20 protein-coding genes are annotated in these 26299 nt (G+C 64.3%); 14 read left to right on the forward strand and 6 right to left on the reverse strand.

Going from position 1 to position 26299, the window contains the following annotated elements:
• Positions 1-183 precede the first annotated feature (183 nt).
• The 9 genes from sdhC (at position 184) to sucD (ending at position 11987) form a co-directional block, all read left to right on the forward strand.
• Positions 184-582 (forward strand): succinate dehydrogenase, cytochrome b556 subunit, encoded by a 399-nt coding sequence (gene sdhC, locus C7446_RS12205; RefSeq protein WP_121173398.1) that lies wholly within the window; start codon positions 184-186, stop codon positions 580-582.
• Complete coding sequence (sdhD, locus tag C7446_RS12210; protein WP_121173399.1) at positions 576-923, forward strand: succinate dehydrogenase, hydrophobic membrane anchor protein; 348 nt, start codon at positions 576-578, stop codon at positions 921-923. The genes sdhC and sdhD overlap by 7 nt, the downstream gene beginning before the upstream one ends.
• 3 nt (positions 924-926) lie before the next feature.
• Positions 927-2702 carry a succinate dehydrogenase flavoprotein subunit gene (sdhA, locus tag C7446_RS12215; protein WP_121173400.1) on the forward strand — a complete coding sequence of 592 codons (1776 nt, stop codon included), beginning with the start codon at positions 927-929 and terminating at the stop codon, positions 2700-2702.
• A 12-nt stretch (positions 2703-2714) separates the two neighbouring features.
• Entirely contained in the window at positions 2715-3425 is a 711-nt protein-coding gene (locus tag C7446_RS12220) for a succinate dehydrogenase iron-sulfur subunit (protein WP_121173401.1), read from the forward strand.
• A gap of 225 nt (positions 3426-3650) precedes the next feature.
• A complete protein-coding gene (locus tag C7446_RS12225; RefSeq protein ID WP_121173402.1) occupies positions 3651-6506 on the forward strand; it encodes a 2-oxoglutarate dehydrogenase E1 component in 2856 nt (951 codons plus the stop codon).
• 37 nt (positions 6507-6543) lie between these two features.
• On the forward strand, positions 6544-8286 hold the full coding sequence (odhB, locus tag C7446_RS12230; RefSeq protein ID WP_121173403.1) for a 2-oxoglutarate dehydrogenase complex dihydrolipoyllysine-residue succinyltransferase: 1743 nt from the start codon (positions 6544-6546) through the stop codon (positions 8284-8286).
• Between the two features lie 95 nt (positions 8287-8381).
• Positions 8382-9821: a dihydrolipoyl dehydrogenase gene (lpdA, locus tag C7446_RS12235; protein WP_121173404.1), complete on the forward strand. Its 1440-nt coding sequence runs from the start codon at positions 8382-8384 to the stop codon at positions 9819-9821.
• A gap of 127 nt (positions 9822-9948) precedes the next feature.
• The gene (gene sucC, locus C7446_RS12240; protein WP_121173405.1) at positions 9949-11118 is read left to right on the forward strand and encodes an ADP-forming succinate--CoA ligase subunit beta; all 1170 of its coding nucleotides are present in this window, start codon (positions 9949-9951) and stop codon (positions 11116-11118) included.
• The gene (gene sucD / locus C7446_RS12245) at positions 11115-11987 is read left to right on the forward strand and encodes a succinate--CoA ligase subunit alpha (RefSeq protein ID WP_121173406.1); all 873 of its coding nucleotides are present in this window, start codon (positions 11115-11117) and stop codon (positions 11985-11987) included. Before sucC ends, sucD begins: the two co-directional genes overlap by 4 nt.
• A 109-nt stretch (positions 11988-12096) precedes the next feature.
• Here sucD and C7446_RS12250 read toward each other — a convergent pair whose 3' ends face one another.
• The 6 genes from C7446_RS12250 to C7446_RS12275 all read right to left on the reverse strand — a co-directional run bounded on the left by C7446_RS12250 (position 12097) and on the right by C7446_RS12275 (position 18768).
• Entirely contained in the window at positions 12097-12942 is an 846-nt protein-coding gene (locus C7446_RS12250) for an alpha/beta fold hydrolase (RefSeq protein ID WP_121173407.1), read from the reverse strand.
• A 76-nt stretch (positions 12943-13018) separates the two neighbouring features.
• Positions 13019-14038 carry a glucosaminyl phosphatidylglycerol flippase gene (gene gpgF, locus C7446_RS12255; protein WP_121173408.1) on the reverse strand — a complete coding sequence of 340 codons (1020 nt, stop codon included), beginning with the start codon at positions 14036-14038 and terminating at the stop codon, positions 13019-13021.
• Entirely contained in the window at positions 14035-14817 is a 783-nt protein-coding gene (gene gpgD, locus C7446_RS12260) for an N-acetylglucosaminyl phosphatidylglycerol deacetylase (protein WP_121173409.1), read from the reverse strand. Before gpgD ends, gpgF begins: the two co-directional genes overlap by 4 nt.
• The gene (gene gpgS, locus C7446_RS12265; protein ID WP_121173410.1) at positions 14810-15937 is read right to left on the reverse strand and encodes an N-acetylglucosaminyl phosphatidylglycerol synthase; all 1128 of its coding nucleotides are present in this window, start codon (positions 15935-15937) and stop codon (positions 14810-14812) included. Before gpgS ends, gpgD begins: the two co-directional genes overlap by 8 nt.
• Positions 15938-16095: 158 nt before the next feature.
• On the reverse strand, positions 16096-18039 hold the full coding sequence (locus C7446_RS12270; RefSeq protein WP_121173599.1) for an exoribonuclease II: 1944 nt from the start codon (positions 18037-18039) through the stop codon (positions 16096-16098).
• A 102-nt stretch (positions 18040-18141) separates the two neighbouring features.
• A complete protein-coding gene (locus tag C7446_RS12275; protein ID WP_121173411.1) occupies positions 18142-18768 on the reverse strand; it encodes an SDR family oxidoreductase in 627 nt (208 codons plus the stop codon).
• Between the two features lie 183 nt (positions 18769-18951).
• On the opposite strand from C7446_RS12275, the gene C7446_RS12280 reads away from it, so the two are divergent.
• The 5 genes from C7446_RS12280 (at position 18952) to nagE (ending at position 26292) form a co-directional block, all read left to right on the forward strand.
• The gene (locus C7446_RS12280; RefSeq protein ID WP_121173412.1) at positions 18952-19701 is read left to right on the forward strand and encodes a GntR family transcriptional regulator; all 750 of its coding nucleotides are present in this window, start codon (positions 18952-18954) and stop codon (positions 19699-19701) included.
• The gene (nagA, locus tag C7446_RS12285) at positions 19698-20837 is read left to right on the forward strand and encodes an N-acetylglucosamine-6-phosphate deacetylase (RefSeq protein ID WP_121173413.1); all 1140 of its coding nucleotides are present in this window, start codon (positions 19698-19700) and stop codon (positions 20835-20837) included. The genes C7446_RS12280 and nagA overlap by 4 nt, the downstream gene beginning before the upstream one ends.
• Positions 20838-20853: 16 nt before the next feature.
• Complete coding sequence (locus tag C7446_RS12290; protein ID WP_211327949.1) at positions 20854-21873, forward strand: SIS domain-containing protein; 1020 nt, start codon at positions 20854-20856, stop codon at positions 21871-21873.
• Between the two features lie 115 nt (positions 21874-21988).
• Positions 21989-24574 carry a phosphoenolpyruvate--protein phosphotransferase gene (ptsP, locus tag C7446_RS12295; protein ID WP_121173414.1) on the forward strand — a complete coding sequence of 862 codons (2586 nt, stop codon included), beginning with the start codon at positions 21989-21991 and terminating at the stop codon, positions 24572-24574.
• Positions 24571-26292, forward strand: a complete 1722-nt coding sequence (gene nagE, locus C7446_RS12300) for an N-acetylglucosamine-specific PTS transporter subunit IIBC (protein ID WP_211327950.1) — start codon at positions 24571-24573, stop codon at positions 26290-26292. The genes ptsP and nagE overlap by 4 nt, the downstream gene beginning before the upstream one ends.
• The last annotated feature ends 7 nt before the right edge of the window (positions 26293-26299 follow it).

The following is a 26299-nucleotide window of genomic DNA, read 5'->3' on the forward strand; positions in this document are numbered from 1 at the left end:
CCTTTTTCCTGCCATCCAGGAGGCGGTGCGTCAATTTGTCATATGGCATACCCGGGCATATAATAATTGACCGCACGACAGGCGCTTGCCCGGGCCTGCAGCGTGGTTTGGCCTGACCCGTCTGACCTACCTCCAATCAATCCCGGTCGGTCTGCCGAACCGGGTCGAGAGAGTGAAAGAATCGTGACTAGTAAACGCCCCAGCACAAGCGTCAAGCGTCCGACCAACCTTGACCTTTCCTCTATCCAGTTCCCTCTGCCCGCACTTGTATCCATCGCCCATCGCATCACCGGCATCGTCATGTTCGTCGGTCTGATTCTTGTGCTCTGGGCGTTCGATGCTTCCCTTTCCTCTCCCGAAGGCTTCGCCTCGGCACGTGAGGCCCTGACCGACAACGTGCTGACCCAGCTGATTGCCTGGGGACTGCTCTCGGCACTTTCCTATCATTTCGTCGCCGGTGTCCGGCACCTGATCATGGACATGGGCTATGGCGAAACGCTGCAGGGTGGCCAGCGCGGTGCCCAGCTGACCGTCATCATCACTGCGGTTCTCGTGGTCCTGAGTGGAGTATGGGTATGGTAACCAGCATCATGAATCTGGGTCGCAGCGGTGTCTCCGACTGGCTGATCCAGCGTGTCTCTGCTGTCATTCTGGCGCTTTATACGATCTTCATTGTTGCCTTTCTGCTGTTTCATTCCGATCTCGACTACAGTGCCTGGTCGGCCCTGTTCGCCCAGACCTGGATGAAGATATTCACCCTGCTGGCACTGCTCTCGGTAGCCGCTCACGCCTGGGTGGGGCTGTGGATCGTGGCGACGGACTACATCAAGCCGGCAAACATCCGGATCGCCACTCTGACCGTCGTGATCCTGGCGCTTTTCGTTTTCGTGGTCTGGGGCGTTCAAGTCCTCTGGGGAGCCTGAAGCATGGCACAAATGCGTAGCCTGACATTTGACGCAATCATCATCGGCGGTGGCGGCTCCGGCCTGCGCGCCGCGCTCGAACTGTCCAAGTCCGGCAAGAAGACGGCAGTCCTGTCCAAGGTCTTTCCGACCCGTTCGCATACCGTGTCGGCCCAGGGCGGGATCACCAGCGCCATCGGCAGTGCCGATCCCGAGGATGACTGGCGCTGGCACATGTATGACACGGTCAAGGGCTCCGATTACATCGGTGACCAGGACGCCATCGAGTACATGTGCACCGAAGGCCCGAAGGCGGTCTTCGAGCTGGAGCACATGGGGCTGCCGTTTTCCCGTTTTGACAACGGCCGCATCTATCAGCGTCCGTTCGGCGGTCAGTCCAAGAACTTCGGCGAGGGTGGTCAGGCCGCCCGGACCTGTGCAGCTGCCGACCGTACCGGTCACGCACTGCTGCACACGCTCTATCAGACCAACCTGAAGAACAACACGGTATTCCTCGACGAGTGGTATGCCGTGGATCTGGTGCGCAACGCCAGCAACGATGTGGTTGGCGTGACGGCCATGTGCATCGAGACCGGTGAAACGGTACTGATCAAGTCCCGTGCCACGGTGCTCGCCACCGGTGGCGCCGGCCGGATCTATTCCTCGACCACCAACGCCCTGATCAATACCGGTGATGGTGTCGGCATGGCGCTACGCGCGGGCTTCCCGGTGCAGGATATCGAGATGTGGCAGTTTCATCCGACCGGGATCCATGGCGCCGGCTGTCTGGTGACCGAGGGATGCCGCGGCGAGGGCGGTTATCTGATCAACAAGGATGGCGAGCGTTTCATGGAGCGCTATGCGCCCAACGCCAAGGATCTTGCTTCCCGCGACGTGGTCGCACGTGCCATGGTCCAGGAGATGCTGGAAGGCCGGGGCTGCGGCGAGAACGGCGACCACGTGATGCTCAAGCTCGATCATCTGGGCGAAGAGGTGCTGATGAAGCGGCTGCCGGGGATCGTTGATCTGGCACGCACCTTTGCCAACGCCGACCCGATCCAGGAGCCGATTCCGGTAGTGCCGACCTGTCACTACATGATGGGCGGCATTCCCACCAACGTTCACGGCCAGGCACTGACCGTGGATGCCGACGGCAACGACCACATCATCAACGGTCTCTATGCCTGTGGCGAAGTCGCCTGCGTCTCGGTCCATGGCGGCAATCGGCTGGGCGGCAACTCGCTGCTCGACCTGGTGGTCTTCGGCCGCGCCGCCGGCATGTTCATCGAAAGCGCCCTCAACGAGGGGGTCGAGTACCTCGAACCGAGCGATTCGGATGTCGAGGGCGCCATGAAGCGTCTCAACCGCTGGAAGGAATCCGACGAGTCGGGCGAATCGATCCCTGCGCTGCGCAACGAGCTGCAGCAGGTCATGCAGAACAACTTCGGCGTCTTCCGCAAGGAAGAGTACATGCAGGAAGGGGTCGAAAAACTGGCTGATCTGCGCGAGAGGATCGGCAGGGCCTATCTGCCGGACAAGTCCGACACCTTCAATACTGCCCGTGTGGAAGCCCTCGAGCTCGACAATCTGCTGGAAGTGGCTGAAGCGACTGCCATTGCGGCGCTGGAGCGCCGGGAGAGTCGCGGTGCCCACTCCCGCGAGGACTATCCCGAACGCGACGACGAGAACTGGCTGAAGCACTCGATCTACTATCCGATCGAGAAGCGGCTCGGCAAGCGTGATGTCAATTTCACGCCGCGTACCGTCGACACCTTTCAGCCCAAAGCGCGTACCTATTAAAGAGGAAGTGAGATGTCCAGACTCACGGTCTCCATCTATCGTTACAATCCGGAAACCGACGACGCACCCTACATGCATGACTATGAGGTCGATACCCAGGGTCGTGATCTGATGGTGCTCAACGTCATCCAGATGATCAAGGAACAGGACAGCACCCTGGCCTATCGTCGCAGCTGCCGTGAAGGGGTCTGCGGCTCGGATGGCATGAACATGAACGGCAAGAACAGTCTGGCCTGCGTGACGCCGCTGTCCGATGTGGTCAAGGACAATCGGCTGGTGCTGCGTCCGCTGCCCGGACTGCCGGTGATCCGGGATCTGGTGGTCGACATGGCCATCTTCTACAAGCAGTACGAGCGCATTCAGCCGTATCTGCAGAACGACGAGGCGCCGCCGGCCATCGAGCGGCTGCAGTCGCCGGAGGAGCGGGACAAGCTCGATGGACTCTATGAGTGCATCCTGTGCGCCTGCTGTTCGACCTCCTGCCCCTCGTTCTGGTGGAACCCGGACAAGTTCGTCGGCCCCGCGGGCCTGCTGTGGGCCTACCGGTTCATGGCCGACAGTCGCGACACGCATACCCAGGAGCGACTGGCCGAGCTGGATGATCCGTTCAGCGTGTTCCGGTGCCGTGGCATCATGAACTGCGTGGCCGTCTGTCCGAAGGGGCTGAATCCGACCCGGGCCATCGGCAAGATTCGTGATCTGCTGGTGTCGAATGCAGCTTAAACACCATCACGGGGCTTGTTATCATTGTTGACACTACGATCCGGGAATCGTGGGTCCGCATCAGGCCCCGAGCCAGTAGCCGGTGTTGCGCCGGCTACTGATTATCCGAATCGACGCGGGGCATACCGTTCCATCGGACGGGAGATCCGCAAGTAGAGTACAGCCGGCGCGTTCCGGTCATGCCGGTCGCCGATTCCACCCCTACAGCAGCAGGGTGACCGAACGATGCAAGAAGGCATTATGGAGTTGATGTGGCGCACCTCCCACATGAGTGGTGGTAACGCCCATTATGTCGAAGAGCTCTACGAACAGTATCTTGCCGATTCTTCCTCCGTACCCGACGAGTGGCGACAGTATTTCGACGCACTGCCCGGTTACGAGGGCGGGCCGGCAAGGGATACACCGCTCAGCCCCATCCGTGACCGATTCGAGCAGCTGGCCCAGGAGCGCCGGCCGAAAGCGGCTGCAGCTGCCGGCCAGGATGACAGCGAAGAGAATCGCCGGCAGGTCCGCGTTCTCCAGCTGATCAACGCTTATCGTTTCCGCGGCCACCAGCGGGCCAATATCGATCCGCTCGGGCTGCGCAGTCCCGAGCCCATCCCTGACCTTGATCCCGCCTTTCACCAGCTGACCAGCGATGACATGGAGCGTGTCTTTCAGACCGGTTCACTGTTCATCGGCAAGGATTCCGCACCGCTCGGGGAGATCATCGAGGCGCTCGAGCAGACCTACTGCCGCTCGATCGGCTGCGAGTTCATGCATATCGTCAACACCGAAGAGAAGCGCTGGCTGGAGCAGCGTTTCGAATCGGTGCGCTCGAAGCCCGACTACTCGAATGATGTCCGCAGGCATGTGCTGGAGCGACTGACTGCCGCCGAGGGTCTGGAGAACTATCTCGCCAGCCGTTATCCGGGCACCAAGCGTTTCGGTCTGGAGGGCGGCGAGTCCTTCATCCCGATGGTGGACGAGCTGATCCAGCGCTCCGGCAACTACGGCACCCGCGAAGTGGTCATCGGCATGGCCCACCGCGGGCGGCTGAACCTGCTGGTCAACATCCTCGGCAAGAGTCCTTCCGAGCTGATCGACGAGTTCGATGGCAAGAAGATGATCTCGCACGGCTCCGGAGACGTGAAGTATCACCAGGGCTTCAGCTCGAACGTGATGACACCGGGCGGCGAGATCCACCTCGCGCTGGCCTTCAATCCCTCTCATCTCGAGATCGTTTCGCCGGTGGTCGAGGGCTCCGTGCGCGCCCGCCAGGATCGCCGCGAGGACGATAGCGGGGATCAGGTGCTGCCGCTGGCTGTGCATGGCGATGCCGCGCTGGCCGGCCAGGGCGTGGTCATGGAAACCCTGCAGATGTCACAGCTGCGCGGTTACAAGACCGGCGGCACCGTGCATATTGTCATCAACAACCAGCTCGGCTTTACCACGTCGCGACGCGACGATGCCCGCTCGACCGAATACTGCACCGATATCGCCAAGATGGTTCAGGCGCCCATCTTCCATGTCAACGGTGATGATCCCGATGCGGTCCTGCACGCCACCCAGGTGGCACTGGACTATCGCCAGCAGTTCAAGCGTGACGTGGTGCTGGATCTGATCTGCTATCGGCGTCGGGGGCACAACGAGGCGGACGAGCCGTCCGGGACCCAGCCGGTGATGTATCAGAAGATCAAGGGCCATGACACGACCCGGGCGCTCTATGCCAAACGACTGGTCGAGGAGGGCGTGCTGAGCGAGGATGACGTGAAGACGATGGTCGATGGCTATCGTGACAATCTCGACAACGGCAATCACGTTGCCAACTCGCTGGTGCAGGAACCCAACCGAGCGCTGTTCGTCGACTGGACGCCCTATCTCGGACACGAGTGGACCGGGGTGGCCGATACCTCGTTTGACATGAAACGTCTCCAGGAGCTCGCCACCAAGATGTGCGAGATCCCCGAGGACTTTCAGCTGCAGCGTCAGGTGAGCAAGATATACGATGATCGCCGCAAGATGCTCGCCGGCGGAATGGCGCTCAACTGGGGCTTTGCCGAGACGCTGGCCTACGCCACCCTGATCGATCAGGGGCATCCGGTACGCCTTACCGGGCAGGATACGGCGCGTGGTACCTTCTCCCACCGTCATTCGGTGCTGCACAACCAGAATGATGGTTCCACCTGGATTCCCCTGCAGCATCTCAAGCCCAATCAGTCGCCCTTCGCCGTCTATGACTCCTTCCTTTCGGAGCAGGGCGCACTGGCCTTCGAATACGGTTATGCCACGACCACACCCAACGCGCTGATTGCCTGGGAAGCCCAGTTCGGCGACTTCGTCAACGGTGCCCAGGTGGTAGTGGATCAGTTCATCTCTTCCGGAGAGAGCAAATGGGGTCGGCTGTGCGGTCTGACCCTGCTGCTGCCGCATGGTTACGAAGGTCAGGGGCCGGAGCACTCCTCGGCGCGGCTGGAGCGTTTCCTGCAGCTGTGTGCCGAGAACAACATGCAGGTGTGCGTGCCCTCCACGCCGGCGCAGATCTTCCATCTGCTGCGGCGTCAGGTGATTCGTTCGCTGCGCAAGCCGCTGGTGGTCATGTCACCCAAGAGCCTGCTGCGTCACAAGGATGCCACCTCCAGCATGGATGATCTGGCCGGCGGGTACTTCCACATGGTGATTCCCGATCAGGGCGGTCTCGAACCCGACAAGGTCAGGCGAGTGATCGTCTGCGCCGGCAAGGTCTATTATGACCTCGCCAGTCATCGTGCCGAGCAGGAGCGCAACGATACGGCCATCGTGCGGGTCGAGCAGCTCTATCCCTTCCCCGAGGACTCGCTGTATGAGGCGCTTGCGCCCTACGCTAACCTCGAACAGGTGGTATGGTGCCAGGAAGAGCCGCAGAACCAGGGCGCGTGGTATCAGAGCCAGCACCATATCCGCAACGTGGCTGACCGCCTCGGAGAGGGGCTGGGACGTCGCCTCTGTTTCGCCGGACGCGCCGCTTCTGCAGCGCCGGCAGCGGGGTATATGGCGGTGCATGCCGAGCAGCAGCGTCAGCTGATCGAGGATGCCTTCAACCGGCAGTACGAAGGTCAATAAGCGGGTATCGAGAGAGACGAGTAACCAAGGAATTCCAATGGCAACCGATATCAAAGCGCCGAGCTTCCCCGAATCCGTGGCCGAGGGGACCGTGGCCACCTGGCACAAGAAGCCCGGCGACAAGGTTTCACGCGATGAGCTGATCGTCGAGATCGAAACCGACAAGGTGGTCCTCGAGGTCGTCGCGCCTTCCGATGGTACCGTGGAAGAGATCCGTGTCGAGGAAGGCGAAACCTGCGAGTCCGAACAGGTACTGGGCACCCTGGGCGCGGGGGATGGCCAGTCCGGCGGCAGCGAAAGCAGCCAGTCGGAAAGCGATGAGGCGCAGCAGGACGAAGAGAGCGAAAAGGAGGCGGCTGCCCCGGCTCAGCAGGCAGAGTCCGGGCAGTCGCAGTCCGGAGAAGAGAAGAGCCGGCAGTCAAGCGGCCAGCAGAGTGATTCGGGCAGCCAGGCCGGAGGCTCCGGTCGCTCTGTTGAGGTGAAGGCGCCCTCGTTTCCCGAATCGGTGCAGGAAGGTACGGTTGCCAGCTGGACCAAACAGGTTGGTGAAGCGGTCAAGCGTGATGAAGTACTGGCCGAGATCGAGACCGACAAGGTAGTGCTCGAGGTCGTCGCGCCCGCGGATGGTGCGCTTGCCGAAATTCGTGCCGAAGAGGGCAGCCAGGTCGAGTCCGAGCAGGTACTGGCCCTGTTCAGTGAAGGCGGCGGCGATGCGGCCGGTGCTTCGGCCGAGGCGCGAGGCGATGACAGTCAGGCCGAAGCCGGCGACGCCAATGCCGGTGGCCAGGAGGATGAAAGGGTTGGCGACCGGGTGCTGGCGCCGGCGGCCCGCAAGCTGGTGGCCGAGCATGACCTGGATGTCAACCGGATCGAGGGCACCGGCAAGGGTGGCCGCATCCTCAAGGAAGACGTGCAGAAGGCGATCGATGCCGGTTCGGCCAAAAAGGGCGGCTCGGAATCGGGCGAACAGCAGTCGACCAGCAAGCAGTCGGGCGGCAAGCAGCAGGAGAGTGCGCCGGCGCCCGGGGGCGGTGTCAGTGAACAGGCCGCCGCACCGGCGACCGCCGCCATCGAGGGCGACCGTCCCGAACAGCGTGTGCCGATGAGCCGGCTGCGTCAGACCATCGCCAAGCGGCTGGTGCAGGCGCAGCAGACCGCGGCCATGCTGACCACCTACAACGAGGTGGACATGAGCGCGGTGATGGCCCTGCGCAGTCAGTACAAGGAGGGCTTCCAGCAGCGTCACGATGTCAAGCTGGGCTTCATGGGCTTCTTCGTGAAGGCTGCGACCGAGGCGCTCAAGCGCTTTCCTGATGTCAACGCCTCGATTGACGGGACCGACATCGTCTATCACGGCTATCAGGATATCGGGGTGGCAGTGTCCACGCCGCGGGGGCTGGTAGTACCGGTGCTGCGCGATACCGATTCGATGAAGCTGGCCGACATCGAAAAGCAGATCGGTGACTTCGGCAAGCGCGGCAAGGAAGGCAAGATCGGCATCGAGGACATGCAGGGCGGTACCTTTACCATCACCAATGGCGGTATCTTCGGATCGCTGATGTCGACACCGATCCTCAACCCGCCGCAGACCGCCATTCTCGGCATGCACAAGATCCAGGAGCGGCCGATGGCGGTCAACGGTCAGGTCGAGATCCGGCCGATGATGTATCTGGCCATCTCCTACGATCACCGCATGATCGATGGCAAGGATGCGGTGCAGTTCCTGGTCACCATCAAGGAACTGCTCGAGGACCCGGCGCGCTTCCTGCTGGATGTCTGACATAACCTCTGCCGCCCGGTTCGCCGGGCGGTTTGCATGATGGAATGGTCCGTGCAGGTCACGGACCATTCGATTCGAACCGAACAGGAATACTCATGGCTGACAAATTCGATGTCATCGTGATCGGCGCCGGCCCCGGCGGCTATGTGGCGGCCATTCGCGCAGCCCAGCTCGGGCTGAAGACGGCCTGCGTGGAGAAGTGGGTCAATCGGGAAGGCAAGACCGTGCATGGCGGGACCTGCCTCAACGTGGGCTGCATTCCCTCCAAGTCGCTGCTGGAGACCTCGCACAAGTATGTTGAGGCCCGTGACGAGTACGGCGATCTGGGAATTTCCATCGGCGATGTCAGCATGGACATCGAAAAGATGATGGCGCGCAAGGACAAGGTGGTGTCCCAGCTGACCGGCGGCATCAGCGGTCTGTTCAAGGCCAACGGCGTGACTTCGCTGGAAGGGGCCGGCAAGCTTTTGAAGGACAAGCAGGTCGAGGTGACCGGTCAGGATGGCGAAAGCCAGACCTATCAGGCCGACAACATCATCATTGCGACCGGCTCGGTGCCGGTGGAGATTCCGCCGGCGCCAATGACCGAGGATCTGATTGTCGACAGTGCCGGCGCCCTGGAATTCCAGGAAGTGCCGAAGCGCCTCGGGGTTATCGGCGCCGGTGTGATCGGCCTGGAGCTGGGCTCGGTGTGGCGGCGTCTGGGCAGTGAGGTCACCATGCTCGAGGCGCTGGACACCTTCCTGCCGGTGGTGGATGAGCAGATCTCGAAGGAGACCTACAAGCAGCTCACCAAACAGGGGCTGGATATCAAACTGGGCGCCCGCGTGACCGGCAGTGAGGTGCGCGACAGCGAGGTGGTGGTCAAGTACACCGACAGCGAGGGCGAGCAGGAGCAGACCTTCGACAAGCTGATCGTCTGTGTCGGCCGGCGGCCCTATACCGACAGCCTGCTGGGTGACGACACCGGTGTCGAGCTCGATGAGCGTGGCTTCATCCAGGTTGATGACACCTGCCAGACTGGTGCCCCCGGCGTGTATGCCATCGGTGACGTGGTGCGTGGTCCGATGCTGGCGCACAAGGGCTCCGAAGAGGGCGTGATGGTGGCCGACATCATCCATGGCGAGAAGGCCGAGATGAACTATGAGGCCATCCCCAGCGTCATCTACACCGCACCTGAAGTGGCCTGGGTCGGACGCAGCGAACAGCAGGCCCAGGAGGATGGCTTCGAGGTCAAGACCGGTGTCTTCCCGTTCTCGGCCAGCGGTCGCGCCATGGCCAACAATGCCACCGAAGGCATGGTCAAGGTAGTGACCGATGCCTCGACCGATCGGGTGATCGGCGTGCATATCATCGGTCAGCACGCCGGCGAACTGATCGCCGAAGCCGTGATCGCGATGGAATTCGGCTCCAGCGCCGAGGATCTGGCACTGACCTGCTTTGCGCATCCGACCCTGTCGGAAGCCGTACATGAAGCGGCGCTGGCAGTCGATGGCCATGCCATTCACATGGCCAATCGCAAGAAGAAGAGCTAGGTCTGCAAGAGTACGGTGGATCGCCGGCGGTCGAGCCGTCGGCGAGTCGGGGCGTTCGCCCGGGCCCTGGCCCGAGCCAGAATCGGTGAGCGCCAATAGAGTCCAATGCAACCAATGGCATGAGACGATGAATCTTCACGAATATCAGGCAAAACAGCTGTTTGCCGATTATGGTCTGCCGGTTTCCAAGGGGTATGCGGTTGAAACCCCGGATGAAGCCGTCAGCGCCTGCAAGAAAATCGGTGGTGACAAATGGGTCGTCAAGGCTCAGGTACACGCCGGTGGCCGCGGCAAGGCCGGTGGGGTCAAGCTGGTCAAGAGTCACGATGAGGCGAAGGCCTTTGCCGAGCAGTGGCTGGGCAAGCCCCTGGTGACCTACCAGACCGACGAGAAGGGGCAGCCGGTTACCCGCATTCTGGTCGAGAACTGCACCGACATTGCCACCGAGCTCTATCTCGGTGCCGTGGTGGATCGCGGCTCCCGTCGTATCGTCTTCATGGCCTCCACCGAAGGTGGTGTCGAGATCGAGAAGGTTGCCGAAGAGACTCCCGAGAAGATCCTGCAGGCGACCGTCGATCCGCTGGTTGGGGCACAGCCCTACCAGGCGCGTGAACTGGCCTTCAAGCTGGGCCTGAACAAGGACCAGATCAAGCAGTTCACGAAGATCTTCCTGGGTCTGGCGAAGATGTTTGCCGACAAGGATTTCGCCCTGCTCGAGATCAACCCGCTGGTGATCACGGGGGAAGGCAACCTGCACTGCCTGGATGCCAAGGTCAACCTCGACGGCAATGCGCTCTATCGTCATCCCGATCTGCAGGAGATGCGCGACCCGAGCCAGGAAGACGAGCGTGAAGCGCACGCCCAGCAGTGGGAGCTCAACTATGTAGCGCTGGATGGCAACATCGGCTGCATGGTCAACGGCGCCGGACTGGCCATGGGCACCATGGACATCATCAAGCTCTCCGGCGGTCAGCCTGCCAACTTCCTTGATGTCGGCGGTGGCGCCACGAAGGAGCGTGTGGCGGAAGCCTTCAAGATCATCCTTTCCGATACCTCCGTGAAGGCTGTATTGGTCAACATCTTCGGTGGCATTGTGCGCTGCGACATGATTGCCGAGGGCATCATGGGTGCCGTCGAGCAGGTCGGTGTCAACGTGCCGGTGGTCGTACGCCTTGAAGGAAACAATGCCGAGCTGGGCACGCAGAAGCTCGCCGAGAGCGGCCTGAACATTATCGCAGCGACCAGCCTGACCGATGCGGCGCAGCAGGTGGTTAAAGCAGCGGAGGGCAAGCAATGAGTATCCTCATCGACAAGAACACGAAGGTGATCTGCCAGGGCTTTACCGGCGGCCAGGGCACCTTCCATTCCGAGCAGGCGATTGCCTACGGCACCAACATGGTCGGCGGTGTCACGCCCGGCAAGGGCGGCCAGAAGCATCTCGATCTGCCGGTGTTCAATACCGTGCGTGAAGCGGTGGAAGAGACGGGCGCCGAGGCATCGGTCATCTATGTGCCTGCACCGTTCTGCAAGGACTCGATTCTCGAGGCCGCCAACGCCGGCATCAAGCTGATCATCTGCATTACCGAAGGCATCCCGACGCTCGACATGCTCGATGTCAAGGTGAAGTGCGATGAGCTGGGCGTGCGCCTGATCGGTCCCAACTGCCCCGGCGTGATCACCCCTGATGAAAGCAAGATCGGTATCATGCCCGGCCACATTCATCAGGCCGGTCGGGTCGGCATCGTCTCCCGCTCCGGCACCCTGACCTACGAGGCGGTCAAGCAGACCACCGATCATGGCTTCGGTCAGTCGACCTGTGTCGGTATCGGTGGTGATCCGATCCCGGGCTCGACCTTCATCGACATGCTCGAGCTGTTCGAGAAGGATCCGAAGACCGAAGCCATCGTCATGATCGGCGAAATCGGCGGCACCGCCGAGGAAGAGGCTGCCGAATACATCAAGGAGCATGTCAGCAAGCCGGTGGTGGCCTATATCGCCGGGGTCACGGCGCCGCCCGGCAAGCGCATGGGCCATGCCGGTGCCATCATCGCCGGTGGCAAGGGCACGGCGGATGACAAGTTCCAGGCGCTGGAAGCGGCCGGCGTCAAGACGGTGCGTTCGCTGGCCGAAATCGGTGACAAGCTCAAGGAAGCGACCGGCTGGTAAGCGCCGCGCCTTTCGGAGCAGCAAAGGGGGATGCCGCAGGGCATCCCCCTTTTTCATTGCAGCCCGCCAGCCCGGGCAATCTGCCGGGCTGCCGGTGGTCCGGAGAGGGTCAGCCCAGCTGATCGAGAAAGTCGATCATCAGCCGGTTGAGCTCTTCGGCATGGGTGAAGTTGAGGCCATGCGGGGCACCGCCCACCATTTCCAGCCGGCTGCCGCTGATCATTTCATGGGAGCGATGGGCGCTGACCTCGGCGGGCACGATCTGATCCGCATCGCCGTGGACGAGCAGGGTCGGCACATCCATCTTCGGCAGGTCATGGCGGAAGTCGGTTTCGCCAAAGGCGGTGATGCAGCGCAGGGTAGCGTGAGGTGCGGCGAAGCTGGCGATGGTGTGGTTATGGTTGAGCTGGGCCCGACTGATGGTGGGCGCGTCCTCGCTCCAGTTGACGAACATCTGGCCGAAGCCTTCGAGAAAGGCGACGCGCTGATCGCGAATGCCGGCCTTCATGTCCTCGAATACCTGACCGTCCACGCCTTCGGGATTGTCGTCGGTCTTGAGCAGATAGGGTGGCACGGCGCCGATCAGCATCGCCGCACTGACCCGGTCACTGCCAAAGCGGCCGAAGTAGCGGGCCACCTCGCCGCCGCCCATCGAGAACCCGACCAGCACCGCATCACGCAGATCGAGCCGGGTCATCAGCGCCTGCAGATCACCCGCCAGGGTGTCGTAGTCATAACCTTCCCATGGCTTGCCGGATTCGCCGAAGCCGCGGCGATCATAGGCGATGCAGCGATAGCCGGCCTCGGTCAGGGCATTGATCTGGTACTCCCACATGCGATGGCTCAGGGGCCAGCCGTGAATCAGGATGACCGGTCGGGCATCGGGATCACCACAGTCCTGATAGTACAGATCGACCGGTGCAATATCGCTGGTATCCACGCTGATGAAGGGCATGGCGAACTCCTCTGACAATGAATGCGGGTGCTGACAGTTATAGAAAGTCGTTCGCTGCAGCGCCAGCCACATCCGCTCAGTCGCCGGGTTCGCTCTCCTCCTGGCGGCGTGCCGAGAGCACGCGACGCAAGAGCGGGCGACCGGCCATCAGCATGAAGGCCGGCGCGCCGGCGACCAGGTAGAAGTAATAGGTCACCGCGCGCCAGATCAGGATGGCGGCAGCTGCCGTGGACTGGCCGATCACGGGGGCCAGCAGGGCCGAGGAGGAGAGTTCGGCCCCTCCGGCACCGCCCGGCAGCAGCGTGATCTGACCGGCCGCCATGGAGAGCATCTGGACCAGGAAGGTCCAGGCCCAGTCCAGGTGCTGGCCCAGTCCGATCAGGGTGAAATAGAGCACGCTATAGCGAATCACCCAGTGCACCACGCCCAGCAGAAAGGCTGTCAGCAGTCGATAGCGCGGCATTTGCAGGGTTTCGGCCAGGGCATTGCGAAAGTTGAGCAGCCGTCGGGCCAGCTTGCGACGGGTATGGGGACGTACCCGCAGGCCTGCCAGTATCCGACCGAGCAGCCGCATCAGGCCGCGGTGATAGCGACCCAGCAGCAGAATCAGGATCAGGCCACCGATCAGCATCAGCAGTGGCACCATCAGCATCCAGCCCAGCCGCACGTCGATGGCACGCGTGATGACATAGATCATCATGCCGATCATGGCCGACAGGAAGAACACTAGATCGATGATCTGATCGACGGCGAAGACCGCGGTGGTACGCGCCGGACGCACGCCGCGCCGGGCCAGCAGGGCCATCAGGGTCAGCGGACCGCCGGTGCCGCCCGGGGTGGCACAGATGGCGAACTCCGTGGCCATCATGATGGCCATGGCGCGCAGACTGCCGAGCGGCCCGGCATGACCGGCCAGCAGGACCTTCAGCTTGAGCCCGTTGATGAACCAGCAGACCAGGATCATGCCCAGCATCAGCGCAAACAGCCAGAGCGGAAAGCCGGCCAGCTGATGGATCAGATCGGTTCCGCCCAGCAGGAAGGGGATGGCCAGCACGGCCACCAGGCCGGCCAGCAGGAGCCAGAGCGTGCGATTCATAAATGACCGTGAGAGGCGCTTGCGTTGTTGATCCGTTGCCCCCGGCGCTGCAGCCAGTCCACCTTGGTGGTCGGGGTGTAGCCGGCATCCAGCAGCCGCTTGAGGGTGTCGAGCCAGTAGCGTCGTGACAGTTGATGTCGCATGTCGACCGGATGCAGGCCGAGCCGCAGCAGCGGCTGGTGGCGGTGGCGCAGGCGAGCCGTTTCATTGACCGCCCATGACATCCCCCGGCGCCAGCGGCTGCGGGCACTCCAGACCAGCGACGGGGCCCGGATGGGGGTAAAATCGGGCAGCCGATAGAGATGCTGCGGGTCACTGGTATAGCTCAGTGGCAGCTCGCGCAGTGCCGCGCGTGCGCCACTGCTGAGCAGCCATGCGGGGGCCACGAAGCCGTGCAGCGGCCAGTTGCGCTGACGGAACAGTTCGATGCCGGCTTCCAGCCGCTGGCGTGCCTGCTGCTGATCCAGCGCGTAGAACTCGCCCTCGTAGGTGTAGATCCGCCGCATGAACCACTCCCGCGGGGTGCGGGGTGGCGGTGCATCATCACAGTGGTAGTAGCCGTGCAGGGTCAGTTCGTCACCCCGGGCCAGACGCTGTTCGAGCAGTGCCGGCAGCTCCGGATCCTCGAAGGTCGCACTGCAGTGATGAAAATCGGGGACCACCAGCCAGGTCATCGGCACGCTGCCGAGCGCATCCACGGCTTCAACGAAGGGGCGGTAATCCTCCCAGGTTTCGGGGGCAATGTCATGCAGTACCAGCGCCAGCTCGCGCTCAGCCATGCTGGACTCCCGCTGTACCGGTTTCGCGGATGCCGAGCACGCTGCGGTAGTGTTCGCCCAATCCGTCAACCACGCTGTCCCAGTTGTGATGACGCTCGACGTGTGCCCGTGCCTGACGGCCCAGTCGCTGGCTGTCCGCGGCAAACAGGTTGCGCACCGCTTCGGTCATGGAGGCAGCGTTGTGGGGCTCACACAACAGCCCGCACTCTTCGGGCACGTTCTCGCCCAGCGCGCCTGCATTGGCCACCACTACCGGGATACCGCAGGCCATGGCCTCGAGCACGACCAGCCCAAAGGTCTCCTGGGTGCCGGCATGCAGCAGGGCATCGCTGCTGGCCATCCTGACGGCCAGCTCGTCGGCACTGCAGAAATGGTTGATGACCGTGACGTTATCCGGCGTATGCTCGGGCATGCAGGAGCCGACCAGCAGCAGATGATAGCCGCTGCCCAGCTGTTTCATGGTTTCCAGCAGCACATCGACGTTCTTTTCCCGCGAGCCGCGCCCGGCAAAGATCAGCAGGCGGGTTTCGTCACTGATGCCCAGTTCGCGCCGGACCTCGTCACTGCGGCGCTCGGGCGAGAAATTGACCAGATCCACGCCCAGCGGCTGGACATGAACCTCTTCGAGGCCGAGGGCATGCAGCTTGCCGGCCATCACCCGGCTGGGGGCCAGTACCCGGGCATAGTGCCCGTAGAGGCGCGAGATGTAGTGCCCGATACCGGCACTGGTCCAGTCGCCGAAGCGGTTGCTGACCAGCAGCGGAAGATCGGAGTGGTAGAAGCCGACCACCGGAATATCGAGCTCACGGCCCGCGCGAGCGGCGGCCCAGCCGGTCACGTAGGGGTCACCGGCCTCGATCAGGTCCGGATGCACATCGCGCAGTGCCCGGATCCAGTGGCGGCGCCGCAGGGGGAAGCGATAACCATTGCTGAAGGGCAGGGGAGGTGCCGGAACCTCGACCAGGCGGTCATGGTCATGACGCCGGTAGCGGGCACCGGGCACCAGCAGGCTGTGGCGGATGCCGGGCACTTCGTGCAGCCGTCGCCGCTTGGCGTCCAGATAGGTGCGTACACCGCCGCTGGACGGTGCATAGAACATGGTCATGTCGGCAATATGCACGGTGCCGATACCTCCATCGGGCTTTACATCCCCAAGCATCGGCCGGCGCCGAAACGCTCGACCGGCAGCACTCTCGGCTCCTCCGGCATGCTGGGTATCCAGTATAGCGAGCCGGTATCGAAGTGTCTGATTCGATGGGTTACCGGAGAAGCGTCATGTCAATCGGCCGGGCGGGCCACCAGCGAGCGTGTATCCTCGCGCGCTTCGGAGAGCACCACATTGAGCGGGTCACCGAGCCGGTAGCGCAGCTCGCCGGCGATATGGATCAGGCCTTCGCGTTCATCGATCGACAGCTGATCGCGGTCCGTGGTGAGGGTGGAGGCCGGCACGAAGGCGGAAGCGCCGTTGGCGACCAGTCTCACCCGCAGCCCGCCACGACGGATGTCGATGATTTCGGCGGCAAAGGTGTGACCCTCGCGGGCAGCCTCGCTCAGGTAGCGGACATAGAGCCAGTCCTTGACATCCCGCTCGGCGAGACGGTTGAGGCGCCGGCGATCACCGAGATGTTCGGTCAGGGCTTCGGTGGCAGCCGCTGACGGCGTCTCTTCACGCAGTACCTGCTTGATCAGGCGATGATTGACCATATCGCCATACTTGCGGATCGGAGAGGTCCAGGTGGCGTAGGCCGGCACGCCCATGCCGAAGTGTGGTCCCGGCTGGCTGGACACGACGGCAAAGCCCTGCAGCCGGCGCAGCCGGGTATCGAGCCAGGCGTCGTTGCGGGCATCCAGGGTGTGGCGCAGGGTACGATAGCCCTCGACGCCCATCAGCTGTTCACGGGTAGCCTCGATCGACTGGCTGGCCAGCAGTTCCACGGCCTGATCGGCACGCTCTTCGGTAAAGCCCTGATGAACATTGTAGATGCCGTGACCGACATGACGCTGCAGGAACTCGGCGCAGCTGAGGTTGGCGGCAATCATTGCCTCTTCGACCATGCGATGCGCGATCCGTCGCGGCTCCGCGACGATGTCGAGCACATTGCCGGCCTCATCGAGATGAAAGACGTAATCGGGCCGATCGGGAAAGACCAGGGCGTGCTGCTCGCGCCACTGCTGACGCGCCCGGGTAAAGGCCTCGAGCTGACGCAGCTGCTGCTCACCCTGTTCGAAATCGGGCTGCCACTCTCCCTGACCTTCCAGCCAGTCGGAAACCTGCTCATAGGTCAGTCGGGCATGTGAACGTACCGTGGCCGCGAAGAAGCGGGTATCGGCAATGGTGCCGTCGCTGTCGATATCCAGCGTGGCGGCCAGCGCCAGCCGATCGGTGCCCTGCTTCAGCGAGCAGAGGTCATCGGCCAGCGCTTCCGGCAGCATGGTCACGTTGCGACCGGGCAGATAGACGGTAAAGGCGCGCTGCCGTGCTTCGCGGTCAATGGCGTCATCCACGGCCACATAGGCGGTCGGATCGGCGATCGCCACGGTCAGGCGGAAGCCGCCTTCGCTGCGCGGCTCGATATGCAGCGCATCGTCCATGTCGGTGGTGGAGGCGCTGTCGATGGTGAAGAACGGCTGCGTGGTCAGGTCGGTACGCGCCAGCGGCTCCTCGAGCTGCGGCCACTGGTCCGCGCCCTGAGGCGAGGCCTGTTCCAGCGCGTGTCGTGCCAGCGTGACCCGCCACGGTACCGACGGATCCGATGCCGTGGCGATTACCTCGTCGAGCTGGCAGTAGAAACTGCGATCATCGGCGCGCAGCGGATGGCGCAGCAGTCGGGCCACGACCCAGTCACCCTCGTTCAGCGCGGCCTCGTCCAGCTGGCGATGAACCCGAGCGCGAATGGTCTGCCGGATCGAGGGATGATCGGGAACGACTGAAAGCTTGCCTTCGCGCTTGTGAACCCGTGCGATGAAGCGGTTGAGACTGGCCTCGATCAGGCTCTCGGGTGCCACGCTCTTGCGCTCGTCGGCTTCATGCACGACCGCCTCGATGCGATCGCCATGGATCACCTGTTTCATCGCCGGTGGCGGGATGAACAGCGACTGGCCGTCGTCGGTTTCCAGAAAGCCGAAACCTTTCTCGGTGCCCTTGACCACGCCGGTAACGCGCGGCGTGTTGTCACGAATCTGTTGCTTGAGTTGAGCAAGCGCGGAGTTGTTCTGCAGCATCTCGATCGATCGGTTGGCGGGTCGGGCGCCCACTATACGTCCTGGCCTCCACCCGCGAAAGGGGCCCCCGGGCGAGATGGGGCAGCGGGAGGGGGCGCCGGCTCAGCGAATGGCCTCGTCGATGACTCGTTCGCCGTCGAGCAGGACGAACTCGCGATGATCGAGCTGCTGGCGCTTGAGCAGTGTGACAATGACCCGGGCGACGTTGTCCCGGGACACGTCCTCTCCGGAGGCTTCCTCACGGGAGAGGGCGATGCGGCCGCTGCCGGGGGCATCGGTAAGGCGCCCCGGCCGCAGGATGACATGCGCGAGCCCCGAGTGGGTCAGGTAGGCATCGGCGGCGCGCTTGGCCGCCAGGTAGGGGCGCAGTCGCTCCGGCCCCTGCAGCGGATCGGTGTGACGGGTGCTGACCATGATGAAGCGCTCCACTCCCTGCTCGCGGGCGAGATCAATGGCGCGCATGGCACCGTTGAGGTCGATCATCAGCGTCTGTTCGGGGCCGGTCGAGGCGCCCGAGCCGGCCGTGAACACGACCTGATCACAGCCCGTGAAGACCGCGGTCATGTCGCCGCCCAGATCGCCCCGTACGGTTTCGATGCCCAGCTCCTCGAAAAATGCGCGCTGATTCTCGTGGCGGATCATGGCCCGTACCGGGACATGCGCTGCGGCGCACTGCTGGCAGAGGCGACGGCCGATCTGGCCGTTGGCGCCGATGATCAGAGTGGTCATGAACTGACTCCTGCAATGAAGGGACTGCCTGCCGGCTCGCCCGTTGCCGGGCGCCGTGGCACTGATGCTGCCAGCATAGGGCCCTGCAAGAGAGACGTCGACCATGTTCCAAGTGGTCTGCAACCGGTATTGCAACAGGGGGAATGTGGTGCCAGATTGGTCAGCAGCAGAGGAGCAGACACCATGAACTGGATGGCAGAGCTGGCCGTCGACGAGCACAGCGCCACCCCGCTGTATCGCCAGCTGGCAGCGCAACTGATCGAAGCCATCGACAGCCGCCGCGTGCGTCATGGAGAGGCGCTGCCCTCCGAGCGGCGGCTGGCCAGTCACTGCCGTATCTCGCGGATTACCGCCCGGCGGGCGCTGGATGAAGTGATCGAGCTGGGGCTGGCCGAGCGCAATCGCGGCGCCGGTACCTTTGTCATGCCACGCGTGAAGACGCCGCTCAATCGTCTGACCGGCTTCTCCCAGGCGCTCGAGGCACGGGGGCTGGTGCCCCGCTCACGATGGCTGACACGCGATATCCGGGTGCCCGATGGCGATACCCTGATGCGTCTCGGCCTGCACCGGCAAGAGCCGGTCGCCTACCTCAAGCGTCAGCGGCTGGCGGATGAGTGCATCGTCGCCGTCGAGGAGAGCTGGCTGCCGCGCACGCTGCTCCCGCGGCCCGAAGCCGTGGAGCAGTCGCTCTATCGTTACCTGGAGGCGCACGGCCATTGCATCGAGCGAGCCCTGCAGCACGTCAGTGCCGTCAACGCCGATGCCGCACTGGCCGAACTGGCCGGGGTCGAGGAGGGGCGGGCGCTGCTGCGCATCACGCGGCTGGGCTATCTCGATGACGAGCGCCCGGCCGAACTCACCATCAGCTGGTGCCGGCCGGATCACTACGATGTCGTGGTCGAGCTCCAGCGCAGCCCCCGGGAGACTACATGAAGCAACTGGAAGGCAATCTGCTGACTCCGTCGGGCTGGCGGCGGGGTTACCTGCGTCTGAGTGGCGAACACATCATCGAACTCGAGGGCGAGCCGGTCGATCCCGAGGACAACGATGCCCCGCGTCTGATCCCCGGCTTCATCGATCTGCATGTTCACGGCGGTGGTGGCGCGGATGTCATGGAGGGCGGTGATGCGGCGGCCACCCTGGCCCGGACTCATGCCCGCTTCGGCACCACCAGCGTGCTGGCGACCACCATGACGGCCAGCCGACCGGCCATTGAACAGGCGCTCGGAGCCGTACAGCAGGTCATGCAGGATCCGCCTGAACAGGCGGCCGATATCCTGGGCGTGCACCTGGAAGGCCCCTTCATCAGCCCCGAGCGCCTGGGGGCACAGCCGCCGCATGCCCGGCCCGGTACCCGGGAGGAACTGGAATCACTGATGGCGCTGGCGCCGATCAGGACCCTGACGCTGGCACCGGAGATCGCCGGCCATGATGCCCTGATCGGCTGGCTGAACCGGCACGGGGTGCGGGTCCAGCTCGGTCACAGTGACGGGGATTACGACACCATGGTCGCGGCGCTGGCACAGGGTGCACACGGCTTTACCCACCTCTATAACGCCATGCGCGGCCTGCATCACCGGGATCCGGGGGTGGTTGGTGCCGCGCTGGCCCGGGCGGAGTTTGCCGAGATCATTCCCGACCTGCTGCACGTGGCACCCGGCGCCGCGCTGGCCGCGCTGCGCGCCATTCCCGGCCTTTATGGCATTACCGATGCCACGGCGGCAGCCGGCATGCCCGAGGGGCAGTATCGGCTGGGGGACAATGACGTCTACAAGCAGGGCAATTCGGTGCGGCTGGCGGATGGCACCCTGGCCGGCAGCGCACTGACCATGGATGTGGCGCTGCGCAACTGGATGACGCTGGGGCTCTCGCTGGCCGAAGCCTCGCGGCGGCTGTCGGCGCTGCCGGCGCATTTTCTGGGGCTGACCGATCGCGGGGCCCTGGTGCCCGGCAGGCGCGCGGATGTCGTGACGCTCGATCGACAGCTGAACCTGCAGGCGGTCCATGTGGCGGGGCAGCCGATTGCCGGGGTCGCCGAAACGGGTCAGCCCAATGAACACCCATCATGATTCCGGGAGAGCAGACATGTCACTGATGCGAGAGGAAGCCCTGAGTGCGCCCGAGCGAGTGGCGTCTCAGCTGGCCGCCAACGAGGTCGCGACGCGGGCACTGGCTGACCGGCTGAAACAGCGCCCGCCGCGTGCACTGATCAGCGTGGCGCGAGGCAGTTCGGACCATGCGGTCGCCTTCATCAGCTATCTGGTGATGCAGCGCCTGGCGATTCCGGCCGCCTCGCTGCCGCTGTCACTGACCACGCTGGAAGAGACCGCCTGGCGGGTCGATGAAATGCTGGCGCTGGCCATCTCGCAATCCGGTCGCAGTCCCGACCTGATCGACATGCAGCGAGCGCTCGGTGCCGGTGGGGCGATGACCGTGGCAATGGTCAATGTGCCGGACTCGCCGCTGGCGCAGGCCAGTGAAACGACCCTGGCCCTGCATGCCGGCGAAGAGCGCAGCGTGGCAGCGACCAAGAGTTTTCTGGCGGCGCTGGCAGCCGGAGCCCAGCTGGTGGGCGCCTGGAGCGGGGATGATGCGCTGCTCGAGGCAGTGACACAGCTGCCCGCACGGCTGCGCGAGGCGGCAGCGAGCGACTGGTCGCCTGCCATCGCTCCGCTGCGCGATGCCAGCCACATGATGGTGGTGGGGCGAGGCAGCACGCTGGCGATCGCCCAGGAGGCCGCGCTCAAGTTCAAGGAGACCTGCGGCATCCAGGCCGAAGCCTTCAGTGGCGCGGAGATCCAGCACGGGCCGATGGCGCTGGTCGATGAAGGCTATCCGGTGTTGATCCTCGCGCCCCCCGGCAACGGCCAGGCCGGACTGCTGGAGCTGGCAGGAAGCTTTCGTTCCCGGGGCGCGTGCGTGCTGCTGGCGGCCGACCACAGCGTTGCCGAGCGCGATCTGACGCTGACCTGTGCCGACCACTCGCTGCTGCATCCGCTGTGTGCGATCCAGAGCTTCTACCCCATGATCGAGCAGCTGGCCCGGGCCCGGGGGCTGGATCCGGATCACCCGCGCCATCTGCGCAAGGTGACCGAAACGCGCTAGGGCAGCCGGGTCCGGCAGAGCTGGTGGCCGGCGCGGTATTGACCAGCAATCCAACAACTACATGGCCAGTGCACTGGCATGACCACCGTGGGTGGTCCGATTCGAGGTAACCGACATGACCGAATCCGTTGCAACCGAGGCCAGCTTCACCCTGATGGCGCCCTGCCGGGGGGTCATGGTCCCCCTGGCGCAGGTTCCCGACCCGGTGTTTGCCGGTGGCAGTCTCGGTCCCGGCGTGGCGATCGAACCACTCGAGGACGTGCTGCACGCCCCCTGTGAGGGCGAGGTGGTCCGAGTGGCGCGGACCCGCCACGCCGTGACCCTGCGCTGTGATCAGGGGCCGGATATCCTGCTGCATCTGGGGCTCGATACGGTGGCACTGGACGGCGAAGGCATCGAAGTGCTGGTGGCCGAAGGTGAGCGGGTGAGCGCCGGCCAGCCGTTGTGTCGCTTCGATGTGGAGCTGCTTGCGCAGCGCGCCCTGAGCCTGATCACTCCGATCATCGTGACCGAGGCCGATGGCTGGCAGATCACGCCACTGGCCGAGAGCCGGCTCGAAGCCGGTGCGGCGATGCTGCGTCTGGCACGTGTCAACCGGGAGGTGCAGGCGCCTGCGAATGCGCCCGATGATGATGGCGGTCCGCTACTGGAAGCGGAGCTCGAGCTGGCACTGGCGGATGGTCTGCATGCCCGGCCTGCAGCCCGGCTGCGCGAGATTGCCACGACCCGGGCGTGTCGGATCACACTGCGCCACGACGAGGCCACCGCGGATGTGCGCAGCCTGACCGAGCTGATGGGGCTCGGGCTGAGTGGTGGGGATCGGCTCACGGTGGCGATCGACGGTGCGCAGCGCGAAGCGGCAATGGCGGATATCCGGGGGTTGCTTGAGCAGCCCGAAGCGGCCCATGAAGCCCCGCGCGGCGAAGGCCGCCAGCAGCCTGCCGAGCACGCGTCGGCAGGGCGCGAGCTTGCTCCGGGCGAGCTCGCCGGTCTGGTGGCCAGCCCCGGTCTGGCCTGCGGCCCGCTGCGAAGGCTGGGTGTCACGCTGCCCGAGGTTGAACGCGACGCCGCCGATTCAGCCGTCGAACACGCTGCGCTGCAGCGGGCCCGTGATGCCCTGCATCAGCAGCTGGAAACGGATATCGCCACCGCTCGCAGCGCGCAGCGCAGTGGTGAGGCGGATATCTTTGCCGCCCATCTGGCCTGGCTGGAGGACCCTGATCTTTTCCGGCGCAGCCAGGCGCTGATCGAGGAGGGGCGCACGGCGGTTTTTGCCTGGCGTGAAACGCTGGAGTCCGAGATCGAACGGCTGGTGGCCAGCCGCAACCGGGTGATCGCGGCACGGGCCAGCGATCTGCGTGATCTGCAAAGGCGACTGCTGCTGAAACTGCTGGGTCGCGAGGACGATCCGCTGGCGTTGCCCCGTGGTGCCATGGCCGTGGCGGACGAGATCACCCCATCGCAGTTCATTGCCCTGTGCCAGACCGAGCCGGCCGGGCTCTGTCTCGCCGGGGGCGGGGTGACCTCGCACGTGGCCATTCTAGCCCGGGCGCGGGGGCTGCCCTGTCTGGCCGCGATGGGTGAACCGCTGACCGAACAGGCGGCACGGTACGAGGGAGCTGCCGTCATTCTCGATGCCGATCGGGGCAGACTTGAACTGACGCCCGATGATGCGCGCCTGACGGAGGTACATGAGGCCATCGAAGCGCAGCATCGGGCCCGGCGCGAGGCGCAGGCGATGGCCGGAGAGGCGGCGGTGACGCGTGATGTCGTCAGCCTCGAGGTCGCCGCCAATGTCGCCGACACCACCGAAGCCGAACGGGCCCGCGAGCTGGGCGCCGATGGTATCGGCCTGCTGCGCAGCGAATTCCTGTTCATGGCGCGCGATTCGGCGCCATCGCTGGAAGAACAGCGCGAGGTCTATCAGGCAGCTGTCGACGCCATGGCCGATCGGCCGGTGATCATCCGCACGCTCGATATCGGCGCCGACAAGGCGCTCTCCTATCTGCCGCTGGCCCCTGTCGCCAATCCGGCGCTGGGCGTGCGTGGCGTTCGCCTGATCGACGCTTACGGTGCACTGCTCGATGAGCAGCTGCGCGCCCTGCTGGCGGTCGAGGCGCCCGAACGGCTGCGTATCATGGTGCCGATGGTAACTGATGTGACCGATCTGCAGGCGGTGCGCCAGCGCCTGCAGGCACTGGCCGATGAGGCGGGGATCAACCGGCTGCCACAGCTGGGGGCCATGATCGAGGTGCCGGCGGCGGCGCTGTGTGCCGACGCGCTGGCCGAACAGGCCGATTTCCTGTCGATCGGGACCAATGATCTGACCCAGTATGCGCTGGCCATGGATCGCGAGGAGGCATCGCTGGCGGGGCGGGCCGATGTGCTTCATCCCGCCGTGCTGCGTCTGATTGCGATGACGGTCGAGGCGGCCCGCCGCCGCCGGTGCTGGGTCGGGGTCTGTGGTGCCGCGGCCGGTGATCCGCTGGCCTGGGCCGCGCTGGCGGCGCTGGGTGTTGATGAGCTTTCGGTGGAGCCGATGCGGGTGGCCGACATCAAGGCCGCCCTGCGAAAGCTCGACCTGGCGGCACTGGCGAAAGAGCTGCCAGGCTGGCTGATGCTGGATGATGGCGCAGCCGTGCGCCGGGCGCTGGGTGAGTGGCTTGCCAACAACAATGAAGCAGGAGAGAGCCGATCATGACCCTGATGCAACGTCTCAATCCCATGGGGCCCCTGCAGCTGCTGGGGCGCTCACTGATGCTGCCGATCGCGGTACTGCCGATTGCCGGGCTGCTGCTGCGGCTGGGGCAGCCCGATCTGCTGGATATCAGCTTCATCGCCGAGGCCGGCAAGGCGATCTTCGACAACCTGGCCCTGGTGTTTGCCGTCGGTGTCGCCGTCGGGCTGGCCGATGACAACAACGGTGCCGCCGGGCTGGCCGGGATGATCGGTTATCTGGTCATGACGGCGGTGCTGGGGGCCATTGATCCGGACATCAACATGGGGGTGCTGGCCGGGATCATTTCCGGCTGTATCGCCGGGCTCTGGTACAACCGCTGCAAGAACATCAGGCTGCCGGACTATCTGGCCTTCTTTGCCGGTCGGCGCTTCATCCCCATCGTCACCGGCCTGACCGCACTGGCGCTGGGCTGGCTCTTCGGCTGGGTCTGGCCGCCGATCCAGCATGGTATCGATCAGCTCGGGCAGTGGATGATCGGTTCGGGCAGTGCGGGGCTTTTTGTCTATGGGCTGCTCAACCGGCTGCTGGTCGTGACCGGGCTGCACCATGTGCTCAACAGCCTGGTATGGTTCGTGTTCGGCCACTATGACGGTGCAACCGGCGATCTCAACCGCTTCTTCGCCGGTGATCCCGAGGCGGGGCGCTTCATGGCCGGTTTCTTCCCGGTGATGATGTTCGGCCTGCCGGCGGCGGCGCTGGCGATGTATCACGCGGCGCATCGCGATCAGCGCGCCCGGGTGGGCGGCATGCTGCTGTCGCTGGCGCTGACGGCGTTCCTGACCGGCATTACCGAACCGATCGAGTTCACCTTCATGTTTCTGGCGCCGGTGCTGTATGCCATTCACGCGGTGCTGACCGGGCTGTCGATGGTGGTCATGGGCCTGCTGGACGTGAAGCTGGGCTTCACCTTCTCGGCCGGCGCCTTCGACTACGCCCTTTCCTATGGTCTCTCCACCAATGGCTGGATGCTGATTCCGGTGGGCGCCCTCTATGCGCTGCTCTACTACGGCATCTTCCGCTGGGCGATCGTGCGCTTCGACCTCGGTACACCGGGGCGCGAAGAGGCCGCTGCTGCAGCGAGCGCTGCCAGTGGCGAAGCGTCTCCCGGAGAGCGGGGCCCGGCGTTCGTGGCAGCACTCGGTGGCGCCGGCAATCTGGCGTCGGTCGGGGCCTGTACCACGCGGCTGCGGCTGGTACTGCATGACAGTGAGCAAATCGATGAACCGACGCTCAAGCAGCTTGGCTCACGCGGCATCATGCGGCTCGGTGAAGGTCATCTGCAGGTGGTACTGGGACCGATTGCCGATGGGGTGGCCGACGAGATGCGTCAGACGCTGGAGCGCGACGGTCATCAGCCCGAGGCGCCGACTGCTCGGCAGCCCGGTGATCCCGGTGAACAGACGACTGCGGAAAGTGACGAGGCTGCGGCACCGGCGCTGGATGAGGCCACCCGTGATCGCTGGCTGAGTGCGCTGGGAGGGCGGCAGAATCTGCGCGATGTGTCAGCGGTGGCACTGACCCGGCTGCGGCTGGAGGTGGCCGATGAAAGCACGCTGGATCGCGAAGCGCTGTCGCAGCTCGGTGTCCGCGGGGAACAGGCACTGGCCGCGGGCAGGCTTCATCTGATCGTGGGGGATGGCGCCGCTCGACTGGCCTCGGCGCTGGCCGGGACGGCCTGAGACGAAT

It is taken from the genome of Kushneria sinocarnis (assembly GCF_003633775.1).
Classification (GTDB): domain Bacteria; phylum Pseudomonadota; class Gammaproteobacteria; order Pseudomonadales; family Halomonadaceae; genus Kushneria; species Kushneria sinocarnis.